At 41.7% G+C, this 19819-nt stretch carries 15 protein-coding genes; 8 read left to right on the top strand and 7 right to left on the bottom strand.

The genetic code is table 11. From position 1 onward, the window contains the following. Positions 1–22: 22 nt before the first annotated feature. Positions 23–1033: an OmpA family protein gene (locus tag AC07VK_RS22005; protein ID WP_492959760.1), complete on the top strand. Its 1011-nt coding sequence runs from the start codon at positions 23–25 to the stop codon at positions 1031–1033. A gap of 120 nt (positions 1034–1153) precedes the next feature. Here the strand turns inward: AC07VK_RS22005 and AC07VK_RS22000 are convergent, their stop codons facing one another. The 7 genes from AC07VK_RS22000 to AC07VK_RS21970 all read right to left on the bottom strand — a co-directional run bounded on the left by AC07VK_RS22000 (position 1154) and on the right by AC07VK_RS21970 (position 7630). Then, positions 1154–1540: a hypothetical protein gene (locus tag AC07VK_RS22000; protein ID WP_492959762.1), complete on the bottom strand. Its 387-nt coding sequence runs from the start codon at positions 1538–1540 to the stop codon at positions 1154–1156. 86 nt (positions 1541–1626) lie between these two features. Further along, complete coding sequence (locus tag AC07VK_RS21995; RefSeq protein WP_492959764.1) at positions 1627–2844, bottom strand: serine hydrolase domain-containing protein; 1218 nt, start codon at positions 2842–2844, stop codon at positions 1627–1629. 494 nt (positions 2845–3338) lie between these two features. Then, positions 3339–3833: a RidA family protein gene (locus tag AC07VK_RS21990; RefSeq protein ID WP_492959766.1), complete on the bottom strand. Its 495-nt coding sequence runs from the start codon at positions 3831–3833 to the stop codon at positions 3339–3341. A 75-nt stretch (positions 3834–3908) separates the two neighbouring features. Continuing rightward, the gene (gene bla, locus AC07VK_RS21985) at positions 3909–4772 is read right to left on the bottom strand and encodes a subclass B3 metallo-beta-lactamase (protein ID WP_492959855.1); all 864 of its coding nucleotides are present in this window, start codon (positions 4770–4772) and stop codon (positions 3909–3911) included. Positions 4773–5126: 354 nt separating this feature from the next. Next, positions 5127–6233 (bottom strand): serine hydrolase domain-containing protein, encoded by a 1107-nt coding sequence (locus AC07VK_RS21980; protein ID WP_492959768.1) that lies wholly within the window; start codon positions 6231–6233, stop codon positions 5127–5129. A gap of 169 nt (positions 6234–6402) precedes the next feature. Then, positions 6403–7032 carry a carboxypeptidase-like regulatory domain-containing protein gene (locus AC07VK_RS21975; protein ID WP_492954985.1) on the bottom strand — a complete coding sequence of 210 codons (630 nt, stop codon included), beginning with the start codon at positions 7030–7032 and terminating at the stop codon, positions 6403–6405. A gap of 10 nt (positions 7033–7042) precedes the next feature. Next, positions 7043–7630 carry a hypothetical protein gene (locus tag AC07VK_RS21970; RefSeq protein ID WP_492954984.1) on the bottom strand — a complete coding sequence of 196 codons (588 nt, stop codon included), beginning with the start codon at positions 7628–7630 and terminating at the stop codon, positions 7043–7045. Positions 7631–7842: 212 nt separating this feature from the next. Between AC07VK_RS21970 and AC07VK_RS21965 the strand changes: the two genes are divergently transcribed. From AC07VK_RS21965 to AC07VK_RS21935, 7 genes are all read left to right on the top strand, one after another. Beyond that, complete coding sequence (locus AC07VK_RS21965; protein WP_492954983.1) at positions 7843–9849, top strand: tetratricopeptide repeat-containing sensor histidine kinase; 2007 nt, start codon at positions 7843–7845, stop codon at positions 9847–9849. Beyond that, on the top strand, positions 9842–10471 hold the full coding sequence (locus AC07VK_RS21960) for a response regulator (RefSeq protein WP_492959770.1): 630 nt from the start codon (positions 9842–9844) through the stop codon (positions 10469–10471). Before AC07VK_RS21965 ends, AC07VK_RS21960 begins: the two co-directional genes overlap by 8 nt. Positions 10472–10876: 405 nt before the next feature. After that, positions 10877–14014: a SusC/RagA family TonB-linked outer membrane protein gene (locus tag AC07VK_RS21955; protein ID WP_492959772.1), complete on the top strand. Its 3138-nt coding sequence runs from the start codon at positions 10877–10879 to the stop codon at positions 14012–14014. Positions 14015–14025: 11 nt separating this feature from the next. Continuing rightward, positions 14026–15495 (top strand): RagB/SusD family nutrient uptake outer membrane protein, encoded by a 1470-nt coding sequence (locus AC07VK_RS21950; RefSeq protein WP_492959774.1) that lies wholly within the window; start codon positions 14026–14028, stop codon positions 15493–15495. Positions 15496–15499: 4 nt separating this feature from the next. Next, positions 15500–16168: a hypothetical protein gene (locus tag AC07VK_RS21945; RefSeq protein ID WP_494939829.1), complete on the top strand. Its 669-nt coding sequence runs from the start codon at positions 15500–15502 to the stop codon at positions 16166–16168. 24 nt (positions 16169–16192) lie between these two features. After that, on the top strand, positions 16193–17146 hold the full coding sequence (locus tag AC07VK_RS21940) for a hypothetical protein (protein WP_492954978.1): 954 nt from the start codon (positions 16193–16195) through the stop codon (positions 17144–17146). Between the two features lie 259 nt (positions 17147–17405). After that, positions 17406–19808 (top strand): glycoside hydrolase family 127 protein, encoded by a 2403-nt coding sequence (locus AC07VK_RS21935; RefSeq protein WP_492959778.1) that lies wholly within the window; start codon positions 17406–17408, stop codon positions 19806–19808. Positions 19809–19819 lie beyond the last annotated feature (11 nt).

Genomic DNA, 19819 nt, shown 5'->3' with positions numbered 1-19819 from the left:
GTTGAAATTACAATACATCCTTATGAAAAAAATAGTTTATTTCCTGTTATTCACATTACTGGTTGTTTCCTGTTCAAGTCCAGGCAACAAACAAAGTAAATCTGCTGATACTGTTCAAAACCCAGTCGCAGATTCGAGCAAAGCACAACCTATCGAAAAGCAAGGGTTTGATATTCGCAACATTCCAGTAACTAAAAACGATCTTGGTGTATTTCCCTATTTTTCAGCCCCTAAAAAAACTATTTACATTAACGGAGGCGGGAAGAAAAAAGACTTTGATCAAACATATGTCCCAATCAATGGGATATTGACTCCTGTTGAGGGGCCATCTTTTAGCGCATACATACAAACTGCTGATGGCGAAGAGTGGCAACAATTCTATGTAGATAAAAGCTATGAAGATATGATTATAGGTTTAGGAGGAGTAAAAATAGCTGAAGGAGTAGTAGCTAAAGAGGAAGTTGACCGTGTAGGAAAAGATAATCTGAAAAGTGGTGATGAAGGGTCTTTTGATTATTGGAGCAATATCCCTATTAAAACCTATGTGATCAAACGTTCAGATAGCGATATAGTTTATATACAGCTACAAACCACCGGTACAAGTGGCGCAATACAAATTGCGGAGAAAGGAAGTTTTCATCAGACGATCTCACTGATTAAAGCGGACGAAATTAAACAACAATTAGATCACGACGGAAAAGCCGTCCTATATATCAACTTTGACACCGACAAATCATCTTTAAAGCCTGAAGGACAAATCGCAGTGGAAGAAATCTACAAAGTACTCAATGCCGATATGAGCTTGAAAATTGCTGTCAATGGTCATACCGATAATAAAGGAAATGAAGAAAGGAATCTGATCCTTTCAATAGAGCGAGCTGCTGCAGTCCGCTCTGCGTTAATTAAAAAAGGTATTGCTGAGGACCGACTCATATCAAACGGCTTCGGCTCCAAAAAGCCACTGGTAAGCAACACAACAGAAGAAAATAAAGCAAAAAACCGGAGAGTGGATTTAATAAAGTTAAAAGACTAACCTAGTTTCAACCCCCTCGTTTAACATAAGAAATTTATAATGTAATTAGCCAGTTTTGCCAAGGAGATCCAGTTTCAGTAAAGATTTAAAATAAAATACATACTATGAGAAAGCAAACAACTATGGCTTTGCCCTAACCGCTTTGTCGAAAGAGAAAACAAGATGTTTTTGATCTATCTCAGATAGCGGAATTTCATAGGTACCTTTTCCCTGACCTGTAGTAAAATAAACTTTGGCTCTCTCGGTCTGGCCTTTGCCGAGCCCATCTTCAAACAGGGCAATTCCAAACAAGGTGGTATCTGCCGTGGATGAGGCAATTATACTTACTGTACCAAGATCGTAACTGCCGTTATTTTTCAGTGTTACTGTTCCATTTTTATAGGAATAAGACAGCCCTTTCACGCTCGCAAGATATGTTTTGTTTTTGCTGGTAACGGGTTTATAGGTCTGCGCCTGTGCTGAAAAACCGGCAATAAATAAGAAGAAAGCTAACCCGAATTTTTTCATTTATTTTTTTATAGAAATAATCCAAAAGAAAATGGTTTCAAAATGTAGCAGGTATCATTATCATTAACCATATCTACATTCATTTACTACCGCTGCTTTTTATTAGCATCAGCATTCAATGCTCTCCCGTACCTGAACAGCTCATTAAAGACACCCACATAGTATTTCATAAAATCGCTACTGTTTAAGGTGGTATTGGAAAAGAGTACAACAGCAACCTTTTTATCAAGGTCTGCCAGCATCTCTGTTTTTACCCCCGGATCGGTTCCGCCATAACCGATTTTTGTACCTCCATCCTTGGTGGCCCAGAATATGCCTGCATTTTTATTTGACAGGTTCATATTTTCTGGCTTATGGCCAGGCGAGAACTGAAAATGCTGCATGGAATCAACAGAGGATTTCTTTAAGATACGCTTTCCCTGATATTGACCATCCGCGAGCAGGGCGATAAAATATTTAGAGAGTTCACTTACCGATGTGCGCACGCCTCCGTCCGGATAGGTGGGCAGCCCATAATATGGAATTAGTTTTAAGGTGTCACCCTGTTTATCGTAACCTTTGGAATGAGCAGCCATATTTATCTCGGTACTGAACCATCCGGTATTTTTCATACCGAGCGGTTTAAAAATATTCTTCCTGCTATATTCATTCAATGCCTGTCCTGTTACCCTTTCTACTACATAACCGGCCAGGCCAGTCGCGATATTGGAATACTCCCAAAACGTGCCCGGTCTGTGGTTTAAAAAATTATCTTTTGAATAAAGCTGACCATGAACATCGAAATAGCTTCTTAAAAAAGCTTCCAGAGAGACCGGGGAATCCCCGCCGTAAAAATAAGAATCTTCATAAACAGGGCTTCTATCTGTTATACCGGAAGTATGCGTACCCAAGTTTCGGAGGGTTATCTTTTCATCCGGAAAATAAGGATTGATAACCTTAAAGGGCAGGTAAGTATTGATGTCAGCATCAAGGGATAACTTACCCTCTTCAACCGCCTTCAAAACGCATACGCCGGTAATAGTCTTGGTGATTGATGCAATATTGATGATGGTGTTTGGGGTAAAAGGTTTTTTGAGTTCCTTATTGGCATAGCCATAACCTTTCATCCAGACAATCTTTCCCTTTACGATAATGGCGGCACTGAGCCCTACCATTCCCGATTCATCAATGCTTTTTTGAATAATAGCATCAAGTTTCTTTGCACTCAGGTTCTGAAGTTCAGGCTTTTCCTGAGCAAGCAGACCAGAAGTTATTAAGCTGCAGAATAGTAATGCGAGTATTTTTAGTTCAAAGACTATTTTCATATTTCTGTTTTTTTCTTTAAAAGTCCAGAACCGTTCGGTTACCAGCCTTTCAATGGGTCAAAAGTAGCGAATGACGTTTTTCATAACTTAAAATGGCGATGAATAGGTTTGTTTTGAAGACAGAGAGCGTAGTTTAAAGGATATAACTGTTTATAGCTAAAAAACATGCAAACAACTGAAAAATCCGCCTATCCATCGACGGACGGGAGGAGAAAGACATAAATTAATCGTTTCTGCCCATAACAATATCTTTGTAGCTTTATTTACAATTGAGCTTGGTGTAAGATAAAAACAAATTAACTGATGAAAATAAAGTGTCTTTAGGCCGATGATGAACCACTGGCCGTACAGCTTATTAAGATCCATATTGTGCAACTGGATAACTTTGAGACCTGAGCTGCAGATCCCTCGAGTTAATTTACCAGTGATATTGGAAGTGAGATATGTCTATTCTAACCAATCTTTAACAATGGCTATAATGGAAATCAGCACCATTACTGAGCATTTCCAAGCACAGCGATCAGCTCAACCTCCAGCTTGGCCTCTCTTTCGTAAAGCCTGCTTACCTGCACCCAGCTTGCTGCCGGAAAATCTCCTTTATAAAAGTTTTTCCGTTCCTGGTTATATTTTTTCATTTCCTCTATATCTGTTGTGTAAAGGGTTTCTTTAACCACATCTCCAGGTGTTGCACCAAAAGCGGTAAGACATTGGGAAAGGGATTTATAGAGCTCACGGACGCCCATTGCACTGAGATCGCTTGTCGGTATCCCGGAAATATAAACCGTGTTGCCGCACTTGATTACCTGTGCATAACCTGCAGATTCATTTTGTTTGTTTGCAGTTCCCCAATGCCATTTTTCCTTTGTCAGCGCAATGGATTTTGTCTTACCTTCCGGTTTAGCATCTTTCAGCATCTTAGCTTGCTGGGCGTAGGCACATGGCAAGAATGCCATAAAGAGAAATAAAACAGCAAAAAAGGTCTTATTCATTGTTCGTTCTTTTAGATGTGGATTGATTTTATGCCCCCAGAGCACTAGCCGGGTTGAGTGCCTGTAGGATACAAGTCAATTTTCGTTAAGCTTTTGTTTGTAATCCTTTTGTAGTTCCTTTATTGAGCGATAATAGTTTTTTTTATCAATGAATGCCTTCGGATAAGAAGTACCTGACCGGACCTTTTCGAGAAGACTGAACTGAACGCCATGTGATGCTACCCAAATATCGAATTTGATTTTTCTCATAGCCTTCAGTGTGCAGGCATAATCTCTGGCTATATTGGAGTAGGCACTTAACTGGGAAAACTTTTTATCTGTCGGAATAGTTGGCAGATTGGCAATTAGCACCCTGTATTTTCTTCCATTCTCCCAGAGATTAAAAATGTAACTGCAGGAGCCCTTGGTATGGCCGGGATGATGAAGCATAACCAGACTCGTATTACCCAGGTTAATGCTATCCCCTCCGCGAAGAACCCTGTCTACTTTTATCGGTTCAAATACGCAAACATCGCCTTTTAGATCATAGTCGGAAATTCCCCCGTCAGCTATTACCTGGGCATCGGCATAGTCCACCATCATTTTGGCTCCTGTTATCTTTTTTATTTCGGCCATGGCACCCACATGGTCATAGTGCGCTTGCGTGGTCAACAGGATTTTTGTATCCGCCAAACTAAATCCCAGTGCCTGGATGTTTGATTTGATGAGTGCAGCTGAGGCGGCAAGACCTGTATTGATGAGGATATTTCCTTCAGTGGTAACGATAAGATAACAAGCCAGATCTGCAGTACCTACATAATAGAGGTTGCCTGCAACTTTAAAAGGAGCAATAGGCTTAGACCATTCCGGGTGTGATTTAGTGTCAGGCTCGAGTACCCGCTGTGCATGGATATCGGCATTACCGGCGAAAAGAAATAATAAAAGCAAGATTTTTTTCATCATGTTTAAACTTCTCTAAAATATCTAAAAGTGTTTTTAATACCTTGATTTATATTTGCACATTTTATCTATATCCCCACGCGATTTTTCCTTTATCAGTCGGAGCTATCCGGTTTTGATTTCATCTGAAGGGAGTTTAGGTTTACTACGCTATCCATGATATTCTTTAATTTGGATTTTAAAGCTCGCTGTCTGCAAACGGTATCTCCTGTGCATAGATGGAATGTAGTCCTACCATCAAAAAAACAGGTAAATTGAAAATGTTCTTTTCATATCAAAGGTTTAAGTTTTAATCTGAGTGCCTGATTGTATTGTCATGATATTAAATTCAACCAGTTAATCAAGTTGGTCCAGCTACTGAGTGCCGGGACTTTTCTTCCCGAATTGTTTGAGGGCCAGTGCTGCAATCTCTCCAGTAACCTTGGTTGGCGAATTACAGTCGCAGTTGCTCATCGCAATAACGTAAATGTCTTCAGAGGGAATGTATACCGCCATGGTTTTAAAGCCAAAGATGCTTCCGCCGTGTTCCCGCGTGGGTACTTTGCTGATGTTCCTGATGTGCCATCCGTAGCCATAGCCAAAGGTTTCGCCATTGTTAAGCTTATAAGTGCTGAATGCTTTTTTTGTTTCCTGTACATTTAGCAACAGGTTTTGGTTCAGTGCATTTTGCCATTTTAGCATATCGCCTGTTGTTGACATCAAAGACCCTGAAGCAAAAGGAACACTGAAGCTGATAGCTGTCCTGTTTACATAGCCCGATGTTTTCTTATGATAGCCATAGGCCCTGTCAACAATGACAAGCCGGTCACTGGCATATCGGGAGTTATCCATATGCAACTTTTCGAAGATATGCTTTTGGATAAAATCCTCATAACTTTCCCCAGAAATAAGTTCTATGAGGTAGCCTAAAAGCACATAACCGGAATTGTTATACTCAAACTTTTCCCCTGGCGCAAAATCCACCGGCTCGTTTTTGAAAAAATCCACCATCATTTTAGGTGTCATTTCCTTCTGGGCAATCTCTGATAGTGTTTTCATTTTGGTGAAATCCTTTATTCCCGAGGTATGGGTAAGCAAGTGATGTATGGTGATTGCCTTCCCTCCGGGATAATCTGCTATATACTTAGAAAGGGGATCGGTGACCTGTAATTTCCCCTGCTGTTCTAGCATGAGAATCGCCACCGCAGTAAACTGCTTGGTCATCGAGCCCAGCTCGAAGACATTTTCAGCCTTGAGATCATTGCCTACTTCCAGATTTGCTTTGCCAAAAGTTTTCTCGTAGACTGGTTTCCCGCCATGGGCGACCATAAAAACTGCACCCGGACCATTTGGGTCAGAGAATTCTTTTAAGATGAGGCTGTCAATGCCGTGCTGGAGGTTTTGGGCCTTGAGTATCCCAAAGGATCCAAGGATAAAGAACAACCCGCATAGCAGGCTTGGGTGGTATTTAAACACTTTCATATGATTTTTATATTCAACTCTTAGACGCACTGGAAATAAAAGTGGTTACAGCTAAAATGTTTCTCCGGAACACCACAATTGAACTTATCTCAAGCTTCATAGCGAAAAAAACCAATAGTTTATTTTTTCAGCGCTGAAATCCTAACGTTACTTACCGCGGCACCTATTTTTAATGCAACTTTACCTTCAGTATTTCTCCGTTCTCCTTTATCTCCACAAACTCCTCGATCCGGTCCTGGATATTTTTGGAATACTCTTTTTTCTGATAATAATCGGTCTGCCCGCCATAATTATTGTAACCGGTACCTGTATAGGCATTATATGAGCCCCTAAGGGTATAATCCAGCATTCCCTGCAGAAAGTACCTTCCAGGCTTCATGTCGGGAAAGGTGAACTCCCCGTCGCTATTGGTGACCGCTTCGAGCCTGTAGCGGTATGCATCTTTGGAGAGATACACAAAGCGTCGTTTTCTGGTATTCTCCTTTTCTTTACGAAGCTTATACCAGTCTTCAAAATAAGGCGTTACCGGCAAAAGTACTACTGTCATGTTGTTAGCGAGTATTCTGGGCGAAAGCGGAACGCTATATCCGAGCGGGTGTTTCTGCCTGGTAAATGCTACGCCTTTGATGACGGCGGTGCCTTTTGAGAGCATTTTTTTTGCCTGTAGCGAATCAAAAACGACTTCCGGATAAATGGCTTCAATTTTATCTTTTTTCTCAGGCTCTTTATATTGCGCTGCAGCATGAAGCCCAGCGGAGATGGTAAAAACGAATGCAATAAAATATTTTGTAGTTTTCATCTTATCATGTTTAAGGGTTGACAATTGTTTTATAAGGGAGGTTAAACGACCCCTCGCTCACGCTGATCGACTGGCCTGCCATATTTCTTAGCGTACCAGAAAAAGTGCCTTTAATTCCTGTTTTACTAATGGATTCTATTTTCAGCGTGAAAATGTCGTTCGCAAAGGAAGTATTGTACAACAGCGTTCCATCCGACTTCTGCACAGCATAACGTGCAATCATTTTCTGCTCGGCAGGTGTAGCATAGCTGCCTGGTGTGATATTGCCGCCAAGTTTCCAGATTTCAAAGTCCAGCGATGGAGGTACCGGTCCACCTGAAGTTGGATAAGATGTTTCATAACCGCCGACAACGATATGCTCAAAGCGGCCGTCGGCACCGCTTCCCTGAAAATTCACGGTATGGAAATCGATCTTGCGCCCATCCAGTCTGGCGTTGAAATAATAATCTCCGGTTAGCTCACCGCCTCCCCCATCCTTCTTACAGGCAGATAAACTTAAGGCAATAATGACCAGATAGAGCAGCTTACTGAAAAAAGACAGGTGATCCCGGGGGAATGCGATGGATCGGAGCACATCTTTAAAACTTAGTTTTTTCATGGTATATATGTTTCAAGGTATGTGGGCAAAGCTATTATAAGTATGGGCCAAAAGGAATACCACCTTTTGCCGTTTTTTTTCTACTGGTTTTTAGGTATTTTCTATTGTTGAAAGAAAAATACAGATGGGTTGCAGATTAAATTTTGATATTTACAGACAACTTGGAAGGCTGTTTAAGATCGTACAGCCGACCGGGCAGCGATGGATAAAGCATGAAAAAAATAATTCTTCTACTACTGATATCCCAGGCTTTCAGATACAATGGATTCAGCCAGCAGCAGGTACCATTGGACGAAAAGCATCATCTGGATAGCCTGCAACAGGTATTAACGCAAAAAAGCCCCGACAGCGCCAAGGCCATTGCCAATTACGAACTGGTGGAATACTGGAAATTCAAGGATACCATTAAGAGCAAATCTTATCTGCAGGCAGCCAGAAAGGTCGCGGGCAAAGATCCTTATCTGAATGCACTTTCAAGTTTCTATCAGGGCCAGTACTATTTTGCATGGAATAAAGAAAAAGCATCAGTGGCCTTTAAAAAAGCAACCCAGACGCTTTCAGCCTTCAAAACAAAAAAAGCCTATGCCAAACTTGCCGCTGCCTGGTATAATTATGGCCTGATGAATGTGGATAAGCAGGGATATGATTTTTTAACGGCGATAACCCTCGAAAAGGCTATTCCTAATGCAGAGAAAGCTGGAAAGCCAGCCTTACTTGCCTATTTTTATAACCAGCTATCCACCATTTTAATGAACAACTATCAGTTTTCAAAAGCTGCCGACTACAACCAAAAGGCAATCGGGATCCTGGAAAGCGAACGGCAGCAACTAACCGATCTGCTCTTCGCCTATCTTTCTGGGGTAAGCATCCATTGCTACGACAAGCAGCCATTAAGGGCATGGAAACTGCTCCAACAGGCTCAAAAACTTTTAAAACCGCACCCGGAATCACTCAACTATACACTTTATTACTATAATGAGGCGCTTTATTATACAACCACCGAGGCTTACGGTAAAGCGCTGAAAAGTGTGGATGAGGGGACATTGTTAGCTAAAAAATTTAATCAGAAACAACTTTATAGCCAGTTGTTTTTCCTCAGATATAATATCTACAGCCAGCAGAAAAAATATGACCAGGCCCGGCGGGTCCTCTTGGATATTGTAAGGGAAGGAACTTTGACGGCCAAGATCAATGATAGGGCAGAAATTTATTCAGAACTGGCCAAAGTAAGCGAAAAGCTAGGGGATTACAAAGGAGCCTTGCAGTGGATGGACAGGTCACGGGATGTGAATGACAGCATCAATGCCAATCAGACCAAAGTTAAGATCAATGAGCTCGAAACCAAATACCGCAGCGCGGAAAACCTGCAGAAAATCACAGCCCTTCAGGCGCAGAATAAAGCGGCACTGCTCGCCTCTCGCAATGACAGGCTGTACAAACTATTACTTGGAACCGGGTGCTTTTTTCTTTTGATGCTCCTGATTGGAGTTTTGTTTAGCTCCCGAACCAGGCGCAAGCTCGCCACCGAGCGCGAAATCAATTACCGCCGTCAGATGAGCGAGCTGGAACAAAAGCAGCAGCTAAAGGTGACAAAGGCGATGTTGGACGGCGAAGAGCTCGAGCGTGAGCGGGTGGCAAGAGATCTTCATGATGGCCTTGGTGGCATGCTCGCAGGGGTAAAAATAGGACTCTCCGGCTGGAGCGATACCAGGGCCGGGCTCTCGGAAGACCGCGACCTGAACCGGATTATTGGGCAGCTGGACAGTTCAGTGAGCGAACTGCGCCGCATTGCCCGTAATATGGTCCCTGATACGCTGCTTAAGTTCGGACTGGAGGTGGCCATCAAGGACCTGTGCGAATTCTACATGCGCGACGGCCTGAAGATCACCGCTGAAACCTTTGGCTTCCGCGGGGATATTGCAATGAACGTACAGCTGAATATCTACCGCATACTGCAGGAACTCCTCTCAAATGCCCTCAAACATTCCGGGGCAAGCAATATCCTTTTGCAGTGCAGTCAAAATGAAGACACCGTTTTTATTACATTTGAAGACAACGGAGTAGGTTTCGATACAGCATCCCTGAAAGGCAAAAAAGGGATGGGCCTTGACAACCTGAAAAACCGCGTAGCATTTCTGCAGGGGAAATTTGAGCTCCACTCCGCCTTAGGCGAAGGAACAGAAATCGATATAGAACTAAAAACCAGAGCCGATGGATAAATTGCTTACTGTAATAGTCGACGATCACCCGATCGTTGTTGAAGGGCTCAGGACCCTGCTGAAAAATGAACACAACCTAAAAATCGTAGGTAGCTTCCATAACGGGACAGACCTGCTCCACTATATCCAGACCAACCGGGTCGACTTGGTGCTGCTGGATGTGACCCTGCCTGATATCAATGGTATGGAACTCTGCCAGATGATTAAGAAAGTATCCCTGAATACCATCATACTCATCCTCAGCAACCACACAGAACGGAGCATCATTATGCAGACCATCCAGAACGGAGCAAGCGGATACCTGTTAAAAAACAGCTCACTGGATGAACTCCGGAAATGTATTTCCGAATCGGTACAGGGAAATATCTGCTATAGCCGTGAAGTCATGGAGATCATCAGCCGCCCAACCAAAAATGAACTGCGGAGTGCGCCACAGCTCACCAGGAGAGAAAAACAGATCCTGAGCCTCCTCGCACAGGGAAAAACAAGCCAGGTTATCGCAAATGAACTCTTTCTCAGCCCCTTGACCGTTGATACCCACCGGCGGAACCTGATCCAAAAGTTCGAGGTTAAAAATGTTGCTGAGCTTATTACCGTCGCCCATCAACAGAAAATCCTGTAACCTTTATCAATATAAAATTTTGATCGGGGCTTTATATAATTTGCGCTATAAATACTAATGCCTTTAAAATGACGGCAAAACTAGCCCTGGTATATGCAAAAGTTGTAGACCAGTGTACATTTGAATAATCTCAAGAGGTTAACAATCAGAACATTCATAAAATGGGATTTTTTTTAACATTTCCCGATGACCATTCCTCATCAATAAATCTAGAACGAAATCTAACTTAGTGATAACTATACCTTTTGCAAAGGGCATTATTCTACATTTCGGTTAAAAAGTGATCTAAATCAGGTAAAATAATCATTACGACTGAACACTTTTAATGGCTAAATTTATAAACGTTATAACGACGCTTAAACTAACCAAAAAACTAATAAACTAATAAACTAATCAATTAAGCTAATGAAATTAAACTTTACTTTGAGGTGGGGTAAGTTATTAGGCATCCTTATATTTCTGATTATGCCTTTTCTTACCTTTGCACAGACCAAAATTACCGGTACGGTAACTGATGGGAAAAACGGGCCCATACCCGGGGCATCTATTAAACAAAAGGGTACAACTAATGGGACCTCTTCTGATATTAAGGGAAACTTCTCGTTAACCTTAAAGGAAGGATCTTCGATCTTGACGGTCAGCATTGTTGGCTATAAGACAAAAGAAATATCTGTTGCAGGCAAGACAGCCATAAGTATTGAGCTTGCGGAAGATAACAATTCCCTGAATGAGGTGGTTGCCATAGGGTATCAGAACATCCAGAGAAGAAAGACCGCTGGAGCAATCTCGTCTGTAAAGGGAAAAGATTTTGAAAACACGCCTTATTCTACTTTTGATGCAATGCTACAGGGAAGGGTTGCGGGATTAACCGTTTTAAGTACCTCAGGCGAACCTGGAGGAAACAACATTGTTAACATCCGTGGTGCAAGCAACGTAAACTTAGGTCAAAGCAGCTCACCGTTATACGTTATTGATGGCGTGATCTATGATGTAAATGACATTGGGTCAGCCTATGGGAGCAGTCCCTTGCAGGCGATCAACCCCAACGACATCGAATCTGTTGACGTACTAAAGGATGCATCTGCTTCAGCCGTTTATGGTGCCAGGGCTGCCAACGGCGTTATTATTGTTAAGACCAAACGGGCCATAGCCGGCGCGCCACCTCAGATTAGAATTTCAAGCTATTTTGGAATTGCCAATAAACCGGCATTGAAGCCTATCCAGACAGGTACTGCAGAGAGAAGATTGAAAATGGACTTACTCTATGGAGGTAACGCATCGTATGACCGGCTCAAAAATCTGAATATGATGTTGACCGACAGTTTAAATACTGCCTTCAACAACAATACAGACTGGCAGGGATTATTTCTTCAAACGGGAAACATCAGCAATATTGATGCAAGCATAGCAGCAGCAACGGATAAATATTCATACAGATTCTCTTTCAACCGTTATTTTGAGGAAGGGGTAATGAAAGGTTATGATATCAACAGGGTTACGCCCAGCCTGTTCTTTCAGGTATCACCTACCCAAAAACTGTTGATCCAGACAAATCTTTTTGTCGGCCTAACCAAGGCCAAGCATGGTCAAGGTGACCAAAACAAATACCCATTCACTACCTGGGGCTTTCCCTCATCCTTTTGGAGTATCGGTCCTACAGAACAGGCATTATATACCGGCAGATATGATGAACTCAGGGACGACGATAAAACCACCAGTCTGAACGGTAATACAATGGCTCAATACACCATTATACCTGGCTTAAACTTAAAAAGCACGATATCGTACAATGTAAACAATAATACAAGAAGCTATTTTAAACCAAATCTTTTAAGTTCCAGCGGCCAGAATGAAGCTTATGGATATATCTATCAAACTAACCGATGGGAATTGGAAAACACATTGAACTACTACAAGTCACTGAAGAGCGGGCATAACTTTAACATTGTCCTGCTACAGGGAATGGAAAAAAACATACTCAATAACACCTACAGCTCCAGCATAGGAAATTCGGATGCAGTAAAAACGGTTACAGGCATAGCCGCCGGCCCAAATTTGTTTGTAAGCAATGATATCCAGCAACGCTCCCGTTTATCATGGATGGGAAGTTTTGTCTATGATTACAAGGGAAAATACCTGTTACAGGCCGTTTACCGTGCCGATGCATCTTCAAGATACAGTGCTGATAGCCGTTGGGGCTCGTTTCCATCGGTATCGGCAGGGTGGAATGCATCTGAGGAAAGTTTCTTCTCCCCGGTAAAGAATATTCTCTCCTATTTAAAGCTTAGGGCCAGTTATGGAGTAACCGGCAATGATCCCGGAGCCTATTATGCCCAATACCAATCGTTAATAGGTGATGCAAGTTATCCAACATCAGTACTGGCAAATGGTGTAGGTGGCTTCCAGAATACCTATAATGGCACACAGGTATTATACCCAGATTATTACGGGGCAGCTTCGGCCAGTTCGATTAGCTGGGAAAGAAGTCCACAGTTTAATGCGGGAATCGATTTGGGACTGTTTAAGGACCGGATAACCTTAACAGCCGATTATTATATCCGGGACTCTAAAAGCAAGGTATTCCAGGTGGCCGTACCGCTTACCAGCGGATATTCCCAAATCTCAAACAACTATGTTGATCTGCGCAATTCGGGTGTTGAGTTAACTTTAACTACGAGAAATTTCGGTCCGGCTTCAAAATTTCAATGGACAACCAACTTCAATATAGCCTACAACGATAATTATATTACCAAACTGCCAAACGGGGGAAGAGATTTCACTTTCGGGCCACCCTGGCTACAACAAACATTGAGCGTTGGCGAACCTCTGTTCACCTATAAGGTCTGGGACGTTAAAAGTATCTATTCAACAGACGCCGATGTTCCTGTAGACCCGAAGACAGGCAAGCGGATTACCCACTTCGGCGGGGCACAATATAGTGCAGGTGATCCGGCAAGGGCAGATCAGAATGGAGATTACAACATCGATTATAATGACTATGTATCATATGGAAACCCAAATCCGGATATTACAGGTGGTATGAACAATTCATTTTCTTATAAAGGCTTTTCTCTTGATGTTCTGGTCACTTTCATTTCAGGTCGCAGCCTACGCAATGGTTATCTTTCAGACAAATTTCAGGATGCCGGAACATCGGATCCATACTTCTATTGGGGGCCCCGATCTGGACCGGCATCAAACTTTAATGTTTCGGATTTCTGGTCTAAACCGGGAGATATTGCCAAATATCCCGGACTCATAACCAATACTGTAGATAAATGGCACATTGGCCAGAGCATGTACGTCGAAAATGCAAGCTTCTTACGTATCAAAAACATCAGGCTGGGTTACGCTTTGCCTCAAAAATTCACAAAAAAAATAGGCATGAACATGATCAGGTTCTACGGTGTGATGGACAATGTAAAAGTATGGTCTAAATCTACTGTGCCTGATCCGGAAGCTGTGGGAGTGGATGGCTATTCCGGAGGAAACGACTATCCCATTCCTAAGAAGTACACATTCGGCATTGATTTAACATTTTAAACATTACTACAATGAAAAGACTAACAATATATATATGCTGTGCAATCGGATTGAGCATAGCAACTTCATGCAAGAAGTTTCTTGATGAAAAACCCATCAGCACATCTACCGATATTACCTTTTGGAAAAATGAGAACGATGCGGACAAGGGTATAGCAGGAGGTTATGCACTATTGAGAAAAACCTTGAATAAGGCAAATGGACTTGCTTTTTATGCCTATGGCGATCTGCCAACCGATGAATTCACTTCAGTGACTTCTTATCGTTTCGACAACATTTCCACAATAAGGTGGTCGATAGCTGTTGCAGCTGCAGAAACAGGAGATCCAATGATGCAGATGAGAAGGTATGATAGCTTTTATAGTGCTATAGATCAGGTCAACCGCTGTATCAAGTTTATCCCAACCATACCAGACGATAAATTTTCTTCTTCTACATCAAAGAACAACCTATTGGGTGAAGCCTATTTTTTAAGGGCATTCAATTATTTCTATATGACCAGAATCTGGGGAGATGTTCCCCTGGTAACGCAGACCGGGGCGATTGCAGATGCCGTTGATATTCCACGCAACAAAGCATCTGAAGTTTTAGCGCAGTGTTTAAGTGATGTTAACATGGCTATAAGTCTGTTGAGCTGGGATTATGCGAACGCAACAAATAGGGCCGTTAGGGCCAACAAAGGTTCAGCTTATGCCCTTCTGGCACATATTTATGCGTGGCAGGGCGATTACCAGAACTGTAATTTAACCGCAGACAAGATTATCGCCCAAAATTTTTATCAATATGTAAGCAGGGATAGTTATCTAAACATATACAAAGGTAAGTCTACTGAGGGCATTTTTGAGATTGCTCAGAGCGGAGAGAACGAAGGAAATGTCTTCAATATTGCAAATTATACTTTGAAAAGTCCATACTTGACCACAAATACCGGAAATGCAATTTTTCCGCTTAATACGATTACGTTAAAGAACCTTTTCGATGACCCGGACGATGAGCGGTATTCCAATGCTTTCGCACTGACAAATTCAACAGATCCGATCTGTATCAAGTATGCTAATATTACCTACGTTAATGGCCAAAACGTAATTACCCCGGTTGCTCACAATAACATCATCATTTTTAGGCTTGCAGACATAAAGCTGTTAAAAGCAGAGGCACTTGCGGCGTTAAACCAGTTTGATCAATCCAGAACCGTACTAAATGAAGTTAGAGAGATAGCTGGTGTAGGCGCTTGGAATGGGACAAATGCGAACTTATTTGAAGCTATTATAGACGAGCGGGGAAGAGAACTTTTCTTGGAGGGGCACCGTTTTTATGACCTGGTCAGACTTGGGAGAAAAACCGGTATTATTAAATTCGGTGATGATAAAATGAGCAAAAGTGATTTTGATGCCGGTAAATATTATTGGCCGATAGACCCTGCGTTAATGGTTATAAACAAAAAGTTAACACAAACTCCTTTCTGGAGCTCAAAGATGTAAAATAATGAAAAATAAAATGTTGTATTTTATAATATGCAGCCTAGGGCTTGCATATTTTACAGGCTGTAAGAAGAGTGAATACCTGACAGAAGGCGGATTAAGTGTTGGCAAAACCTCACTAACAACATATGATTATCTCAAACAGCACAAATACCACTTGTTTGACACGCTGGTTATGGTGATTGATCACTATAATATGAAAGAGGAAGTAAATGGTGCTGCAACTTTTTTTGCCCCGACCAACTATTCCATCAACAGTTATCTGAAAATAAAAAGAGATTCTGTCAGACGTATTGATGAAAACAATAACTATAATCTAACCGATATGTATAAGGATATTAACGCTGATTCGCTTAGGATTTACATTTCAAAGTCAAGGATAACATTAATGACAGCACCGCTGCAGGCAACCATTGTGAATAATGCAGCAAATACGCAAACAGCAATCCAAAGGATTTTGCAGCCAAAGCCAGCCGAATCCTGGTCATCTGCACCAATATATTATCTCTATTATATAAAGGTCAGGGGTACCCTGGATCCGCCAAATGTTGTTGCCCAGCCCAATGATCCAAACGTAGATCTTAAAGCACAGTGCCAGACAACTGATATCGAACCATCATCGGGCGGCATGCTCCATGTGCTAAGCAATAACCATACATTCATCAGATTCTAACGGGGAATCACAATAGGTACAACCATGAAGAAAATATTATTAATTTCATCCATATCTGTTCTAGCTTTGACCGGCATTTTATTTGGCTGTAAAAAGGTGGAAAAGGGTTTCATCAGCGACTATATGTATTACAGTCCGAACCCTTTAATTGCTACCCAGGGAAATGTAACAAATTCCAACGCGCTTGAATTAGACGGAACCACGGGGCCGGTGAAGGTTAAACTTCTTGCTATCAGAAACGCAGACACCGGGCAGCCAGCACCAGAAATGACAAAAGAGTTTACCATTAAACAGTTTCTCGGTCAGATTACCAGTGCAGATTCAACCGTTGCATTGGTAAACAAAAAAATCGTGCTCAAACCTGCTTTACCGTTAGAGATCAGCGAGATTGGGGGAAGAATATCCCTCTCCCAGGCAACAGCATTTGTTTCCACTGGAAATTATGTAATCGATGTTGAGGTAAGCAACATCAAAGGTACCCGCCAGATTTTAAATGCATGCAGGATACAGCTATTACCCAAGGCATATTTTGCCCTTGATGACGGGCCGTTTGTTACCACATCTGATCCTGATGCAGAAACAGGTTTCAGCGATAGGGTAAATCTGCCCGTAACCGTTACTTACGACAACAAGGGACCTAACAAGATCAGGTTTGTGTTTTTAGACAAAAATGGCGCTGCCTTTGATCCTTCCGCCGGACAGGTAATCACCAGGGGAGATAGAGGTAATTTTTCGCAAATGAACCCATATTTTCCTGTGGTAAGAACAACAACTGCACTCGAATGGGAGTTTATAGATCTGCCAAACGGTTTCCCGATTAAGGATGGTAATAACGGAACAGGAAATTATTACCGCATCCCCGCACGGTTTACGGTAGAAAACAGGAATGCAAATCCGGTATTTTTTGGTTTTAAGGCATTATCTGCAGGCAGCTATACTGTAACTATAAAAATACCCACTATTACAAAAAAACCCTAGTTAGGTCGTTGATGATGAGGCCCAGGTTGGAAATAAAACCATCTGGGTCCTCTTTTTTAAGGATAACGATTTTAGTGTTAAAACAGCTGGTTCAAAAAAGAAAGCCGCTTTTTTGACCTAATAAAAAAACAAAGTTGAACAAGAAATCATTTCAGCCATTATCCTCTTTAAGTATAGTATAGCCTTAATAGATCGAACTTATCCATTAAGACATTGAGCGCTTTACATCTCAATTAAAATAAGTAATAACCATAAAAACATGAGATTAAAAAACAATAAAATTGTAGTGGTCAGCCTTTTCCTTGCGGCTACTTCTGTTTGCGTTTCCGCACAGACAAAAGACTACCCCATTCAGCCAGTGGCATTTACAAAGGTTCATGTCCAGGATAATTTTTGGCAGCCAAAAATGGAAGTTAATGCCAGTGTTACCATTCCATATGTAATTGCACAATGTAAAGCCAATGGAAGAATGGATAACTTCCTTCGCGCAGGAAAAAAAATTGCCGGCGATAAGATGAGTGAATTTCCATTTGATGATACCGATGTTTATAAAGCAATAGAGGGCGCTTCTTATTCCATACAAAATAAAGCCAACCCGAAACTCGCCGCATATATAGATACCTTAATTACAATTATTGGTGGCGCACAGGAACCAGATGGCTACCTCTTTACTTTTAGAACTGTTAATGCAAAAAAACCTCATGAATGGATTGGTGCAAACCGCTGGGAGAAAGAAGAAATACTGAGCCACGAGCTTTATAATGCAGGCCATCTTTACGAAGCAGCTGTAGCACATTATCAAGCAACCGGCAAAAGATCTTTGTTAAATATTGCGATTAAAAATGCTGATCTTCTGGTAAAAACTTTTGGTCCGGGCAAGATTGAGGCTTACCCCGGCCATCAGATTGTTGAAATTGGGTTATCAAAAATGTACCGGGTTACCTCCAATAAGAAATACTTAGATCTGGCTAAGTTCTTTTTAGATGTTAGAGGGCCAAACGGAGATTCTTACAATCAAGCACACAAACATGTTGTTGATCAGCATGAAGCCGTTGGACATGCAGTCCGTGCAGCATATATGTATACCGGAATGGCCGATATTGCTGCATTAACCGGAGATACCAAATATCTATCGGCAATAGATGATATCTGGGAAGATGTTGTAAATAAAAAACTATATATCACTGGTGGCATTGGTGCTACCGGTGCTGGTGAAGCTTTTGGTGAGGCCTACCAACTTCCAAACATGTCTGCCTATGCCGAAACCTGTGCAGCTATTGGCAACGTTTATTGGAACGAAAGAATGTTTCTTTTACATGGAGATTCTAAATACATTGATATTTTGGAAAGAACATTATACAATGGATTATTATCTGGCGTTTCATTGAGCGGAGATCGATTTTTCTATCCAAATCCACTGGCATCAATGTTCCAGCACCAACGTAGCGCCTGGATAAGCTGTGCCTGTTGCATCAGTAATATGGCCAGATTTTTACCATCATTACCAGGTTATGTTTATGCACAAAACCAAAATGATTTATATGTAAACCTTTATATGGGGAGTACCAGTAAAGTTGCACTAGCCGTTACAAATGTAGAAGTGGTTCAGGCTACTGATTACCCGTGGAAAGGAAATGTTGACATTTCCATCAATCCGGAGAAAACAGCAGAATTTACTATGAGGTTAAGGATACCCGGATGGGCAAAAGAAGAAGCTTCTCCAGGGAATCTATATTCATTTCTAGATAAAAAAGCCACACCTGTTACCATTTCAGTTAATGGAAAACGGGCCGATTATACCAGCGAAAAAGGATATGCCGTGTTAGCCAGAAAATGGAAAAAGGGCGATCGCATTTCAATTGTTCTTCCAATGGAAACCGATAAGGTAATTGCCAATAGCAGCGTAAAAGATGATGTTTCCCGTTTTGTACTCGAACGTGGCCCAATAGTATACTGCCTAGAAGGACCAGACAATAAAGATAGTTTGGTACAGAACATCATGATTGACAAAAATGCTATTGCCAGCACACAATACAATGCTAATCTTTTAAATGGTGTCGATGTCATTAATATTCCCGGGCGAAGCACAAAGAGACAGTTAAATAGCGATAGTCTTTTAACTGTTGATCAAGATGTGAAAGCCATTCCCTACTATGCGTGGGCAAACAGGGGGCCTAGTGAAATGACCGTTTGGATACCTTACGAAAAATCAGCAGCAAGACCAAAACCAGCAGCGACAATTGCCAGTAGAAGCACAGTATCCGCATCTCTAAAAAACAAAAGAATGTTTTCTGCAATAAAAGATCAATACGAACCTGCAGATTCTAAAGACACCAATTTCCCATACTTACACTGGTGGCCAGCTAAGAATACCACTGAATATATTCAGTACGATTTTGCATCAGAACAGACGGTAAGCGAATCGAAAGTTTACTGGTATGATGATGGCCCCTGGGGTGGTTGCCGTATACCTGTCTCTTATAAATTATTGTACAAAAAAGGCGAACAGTGGCTTCCGGTAGAAACAACCACAGCATACGAAATCAGTAAAGACAGATTTAATGTTCTCAAATTTAAACCCGTAAATACTACTGCGTTAAAAATGTTGATTCAACTTCCTGCAGAACATGCTACGGGTGTGCACGAATGGGCAGTGAAATAAAATCAAATTAC

The organism is Pedobacter sp. GW821-FHT01D05 (assembly GCF_059422505.1).
The sequence above is the reverse complement of the archived record's forward strand: the minus strand, read 5'-3'. Positions and strand labels throughout refer to the sequence as shown.

Bases quoted from the DNA above. Each gene is read 5' to 3' on its own strand.
- AC07VK_RS22005 (WP_492959760.1), top strand. From the start codon at position 23: ATGAAAAAAATAGTTTATTTCCTGTTATTCACATTACTGGTTGTTTCC.
- AC07VK_RS22000 (WP_492959762.1), bottom strand. From the start codon at position 1,540: ATGAAAAAATTCGGGTTAGCTTTCTTCTTATTTATTGCCGGTTTTTCA.
- AC07VK_RS21995 (WP_492959764.1), bottom strand. From the start codon at position 2,844: ATGAAAATAGTCTTTGAACTAAAAATACTCGCATTACTATTCTGCAGC.
- AC07VK_RS21990 (WP_492959766.1), bottom strand. From the start codon at position 3,833: ATGAATAAGACCTTTTTTGCTGTTTTATTTCTCTTTATGGCATTCTTG.
- bla (WP_492959855.1), bottom strand. From the start codon at position 4,772: ATGAAAAAAATCTTGCTTTTATTATTTCTTTTCGCCGGTAATGCCGAT.
- AC07VK_RS21980 (WP_492959768.1), bottom strand. From the start codon at position 6,233: ATGAAAGTGTTTAAATACCACCCAAGCCTGCTATGCGGGTTGTTCTTT.
- AC07VK_RS21975 (WP_492954985.1), bottom strand. From the start codon at position 7,032: ATGAAAACTACAAAATATTTTATTGCATTCGTTTTTACCATCTCCGCT.
- AC07VK_RS21970 (WP_492954984.1), bottom strand. From the start codon at position 7,630: ATGAAAAAACTAAGTTTTAAAGATGTGCTCCGATCCATCGCATTCCCC.
- AC07VK_RS21965 (WP_492954983.1), top strand. From the start codon at position 7,843: ATGAAAAAAATAATTCTTCTACTACTGATATCCCAGGCTTTCAGATAC.
- AC07VK_RS21960 (WP_492959770.1), top strand. From the start codon at position 9,842: ATGGATAAATTGCTTACTGTAATAGTCGACGATCACCCGATCGTTGTT.
- AC07VK_RS21955 (WP_492959772.1), top strand. From the start codon at position 10,877: ATGAAATTAAACTTTACTTTGAGGTGGGGTAAGTTATTAGGCATCCTT.
- AC07VK_RS21950 (WP_492959774.1), top strand. From the start codon at position 14,026: ATGAAAAGACTAACAATATATATATGCTGTGCAATCGGATTGAGCATA.
- AC07VK_RS21945 (WP_494939829.1), top strand. From the start codon at position 15,500: ATGAAAAATAAAATGTTGTATTTTATAATATGCAGCCTAGGGCTTGCA.
- AC07VK_RS21940 (WP_492954978.1), top strand. From the start codon at position 16,193: ATGAAGAAAATATTATTAATTTCATCCATATCTGTTCTAGCTTTGACC.
- AC07VK_RS21935 (WP_492959778.1), top strand. From the start codon at position 17,406: ATGAGATTAAAAAACAATAAAATTGTAGTGGTCAGCCTTTTCCTTGCG.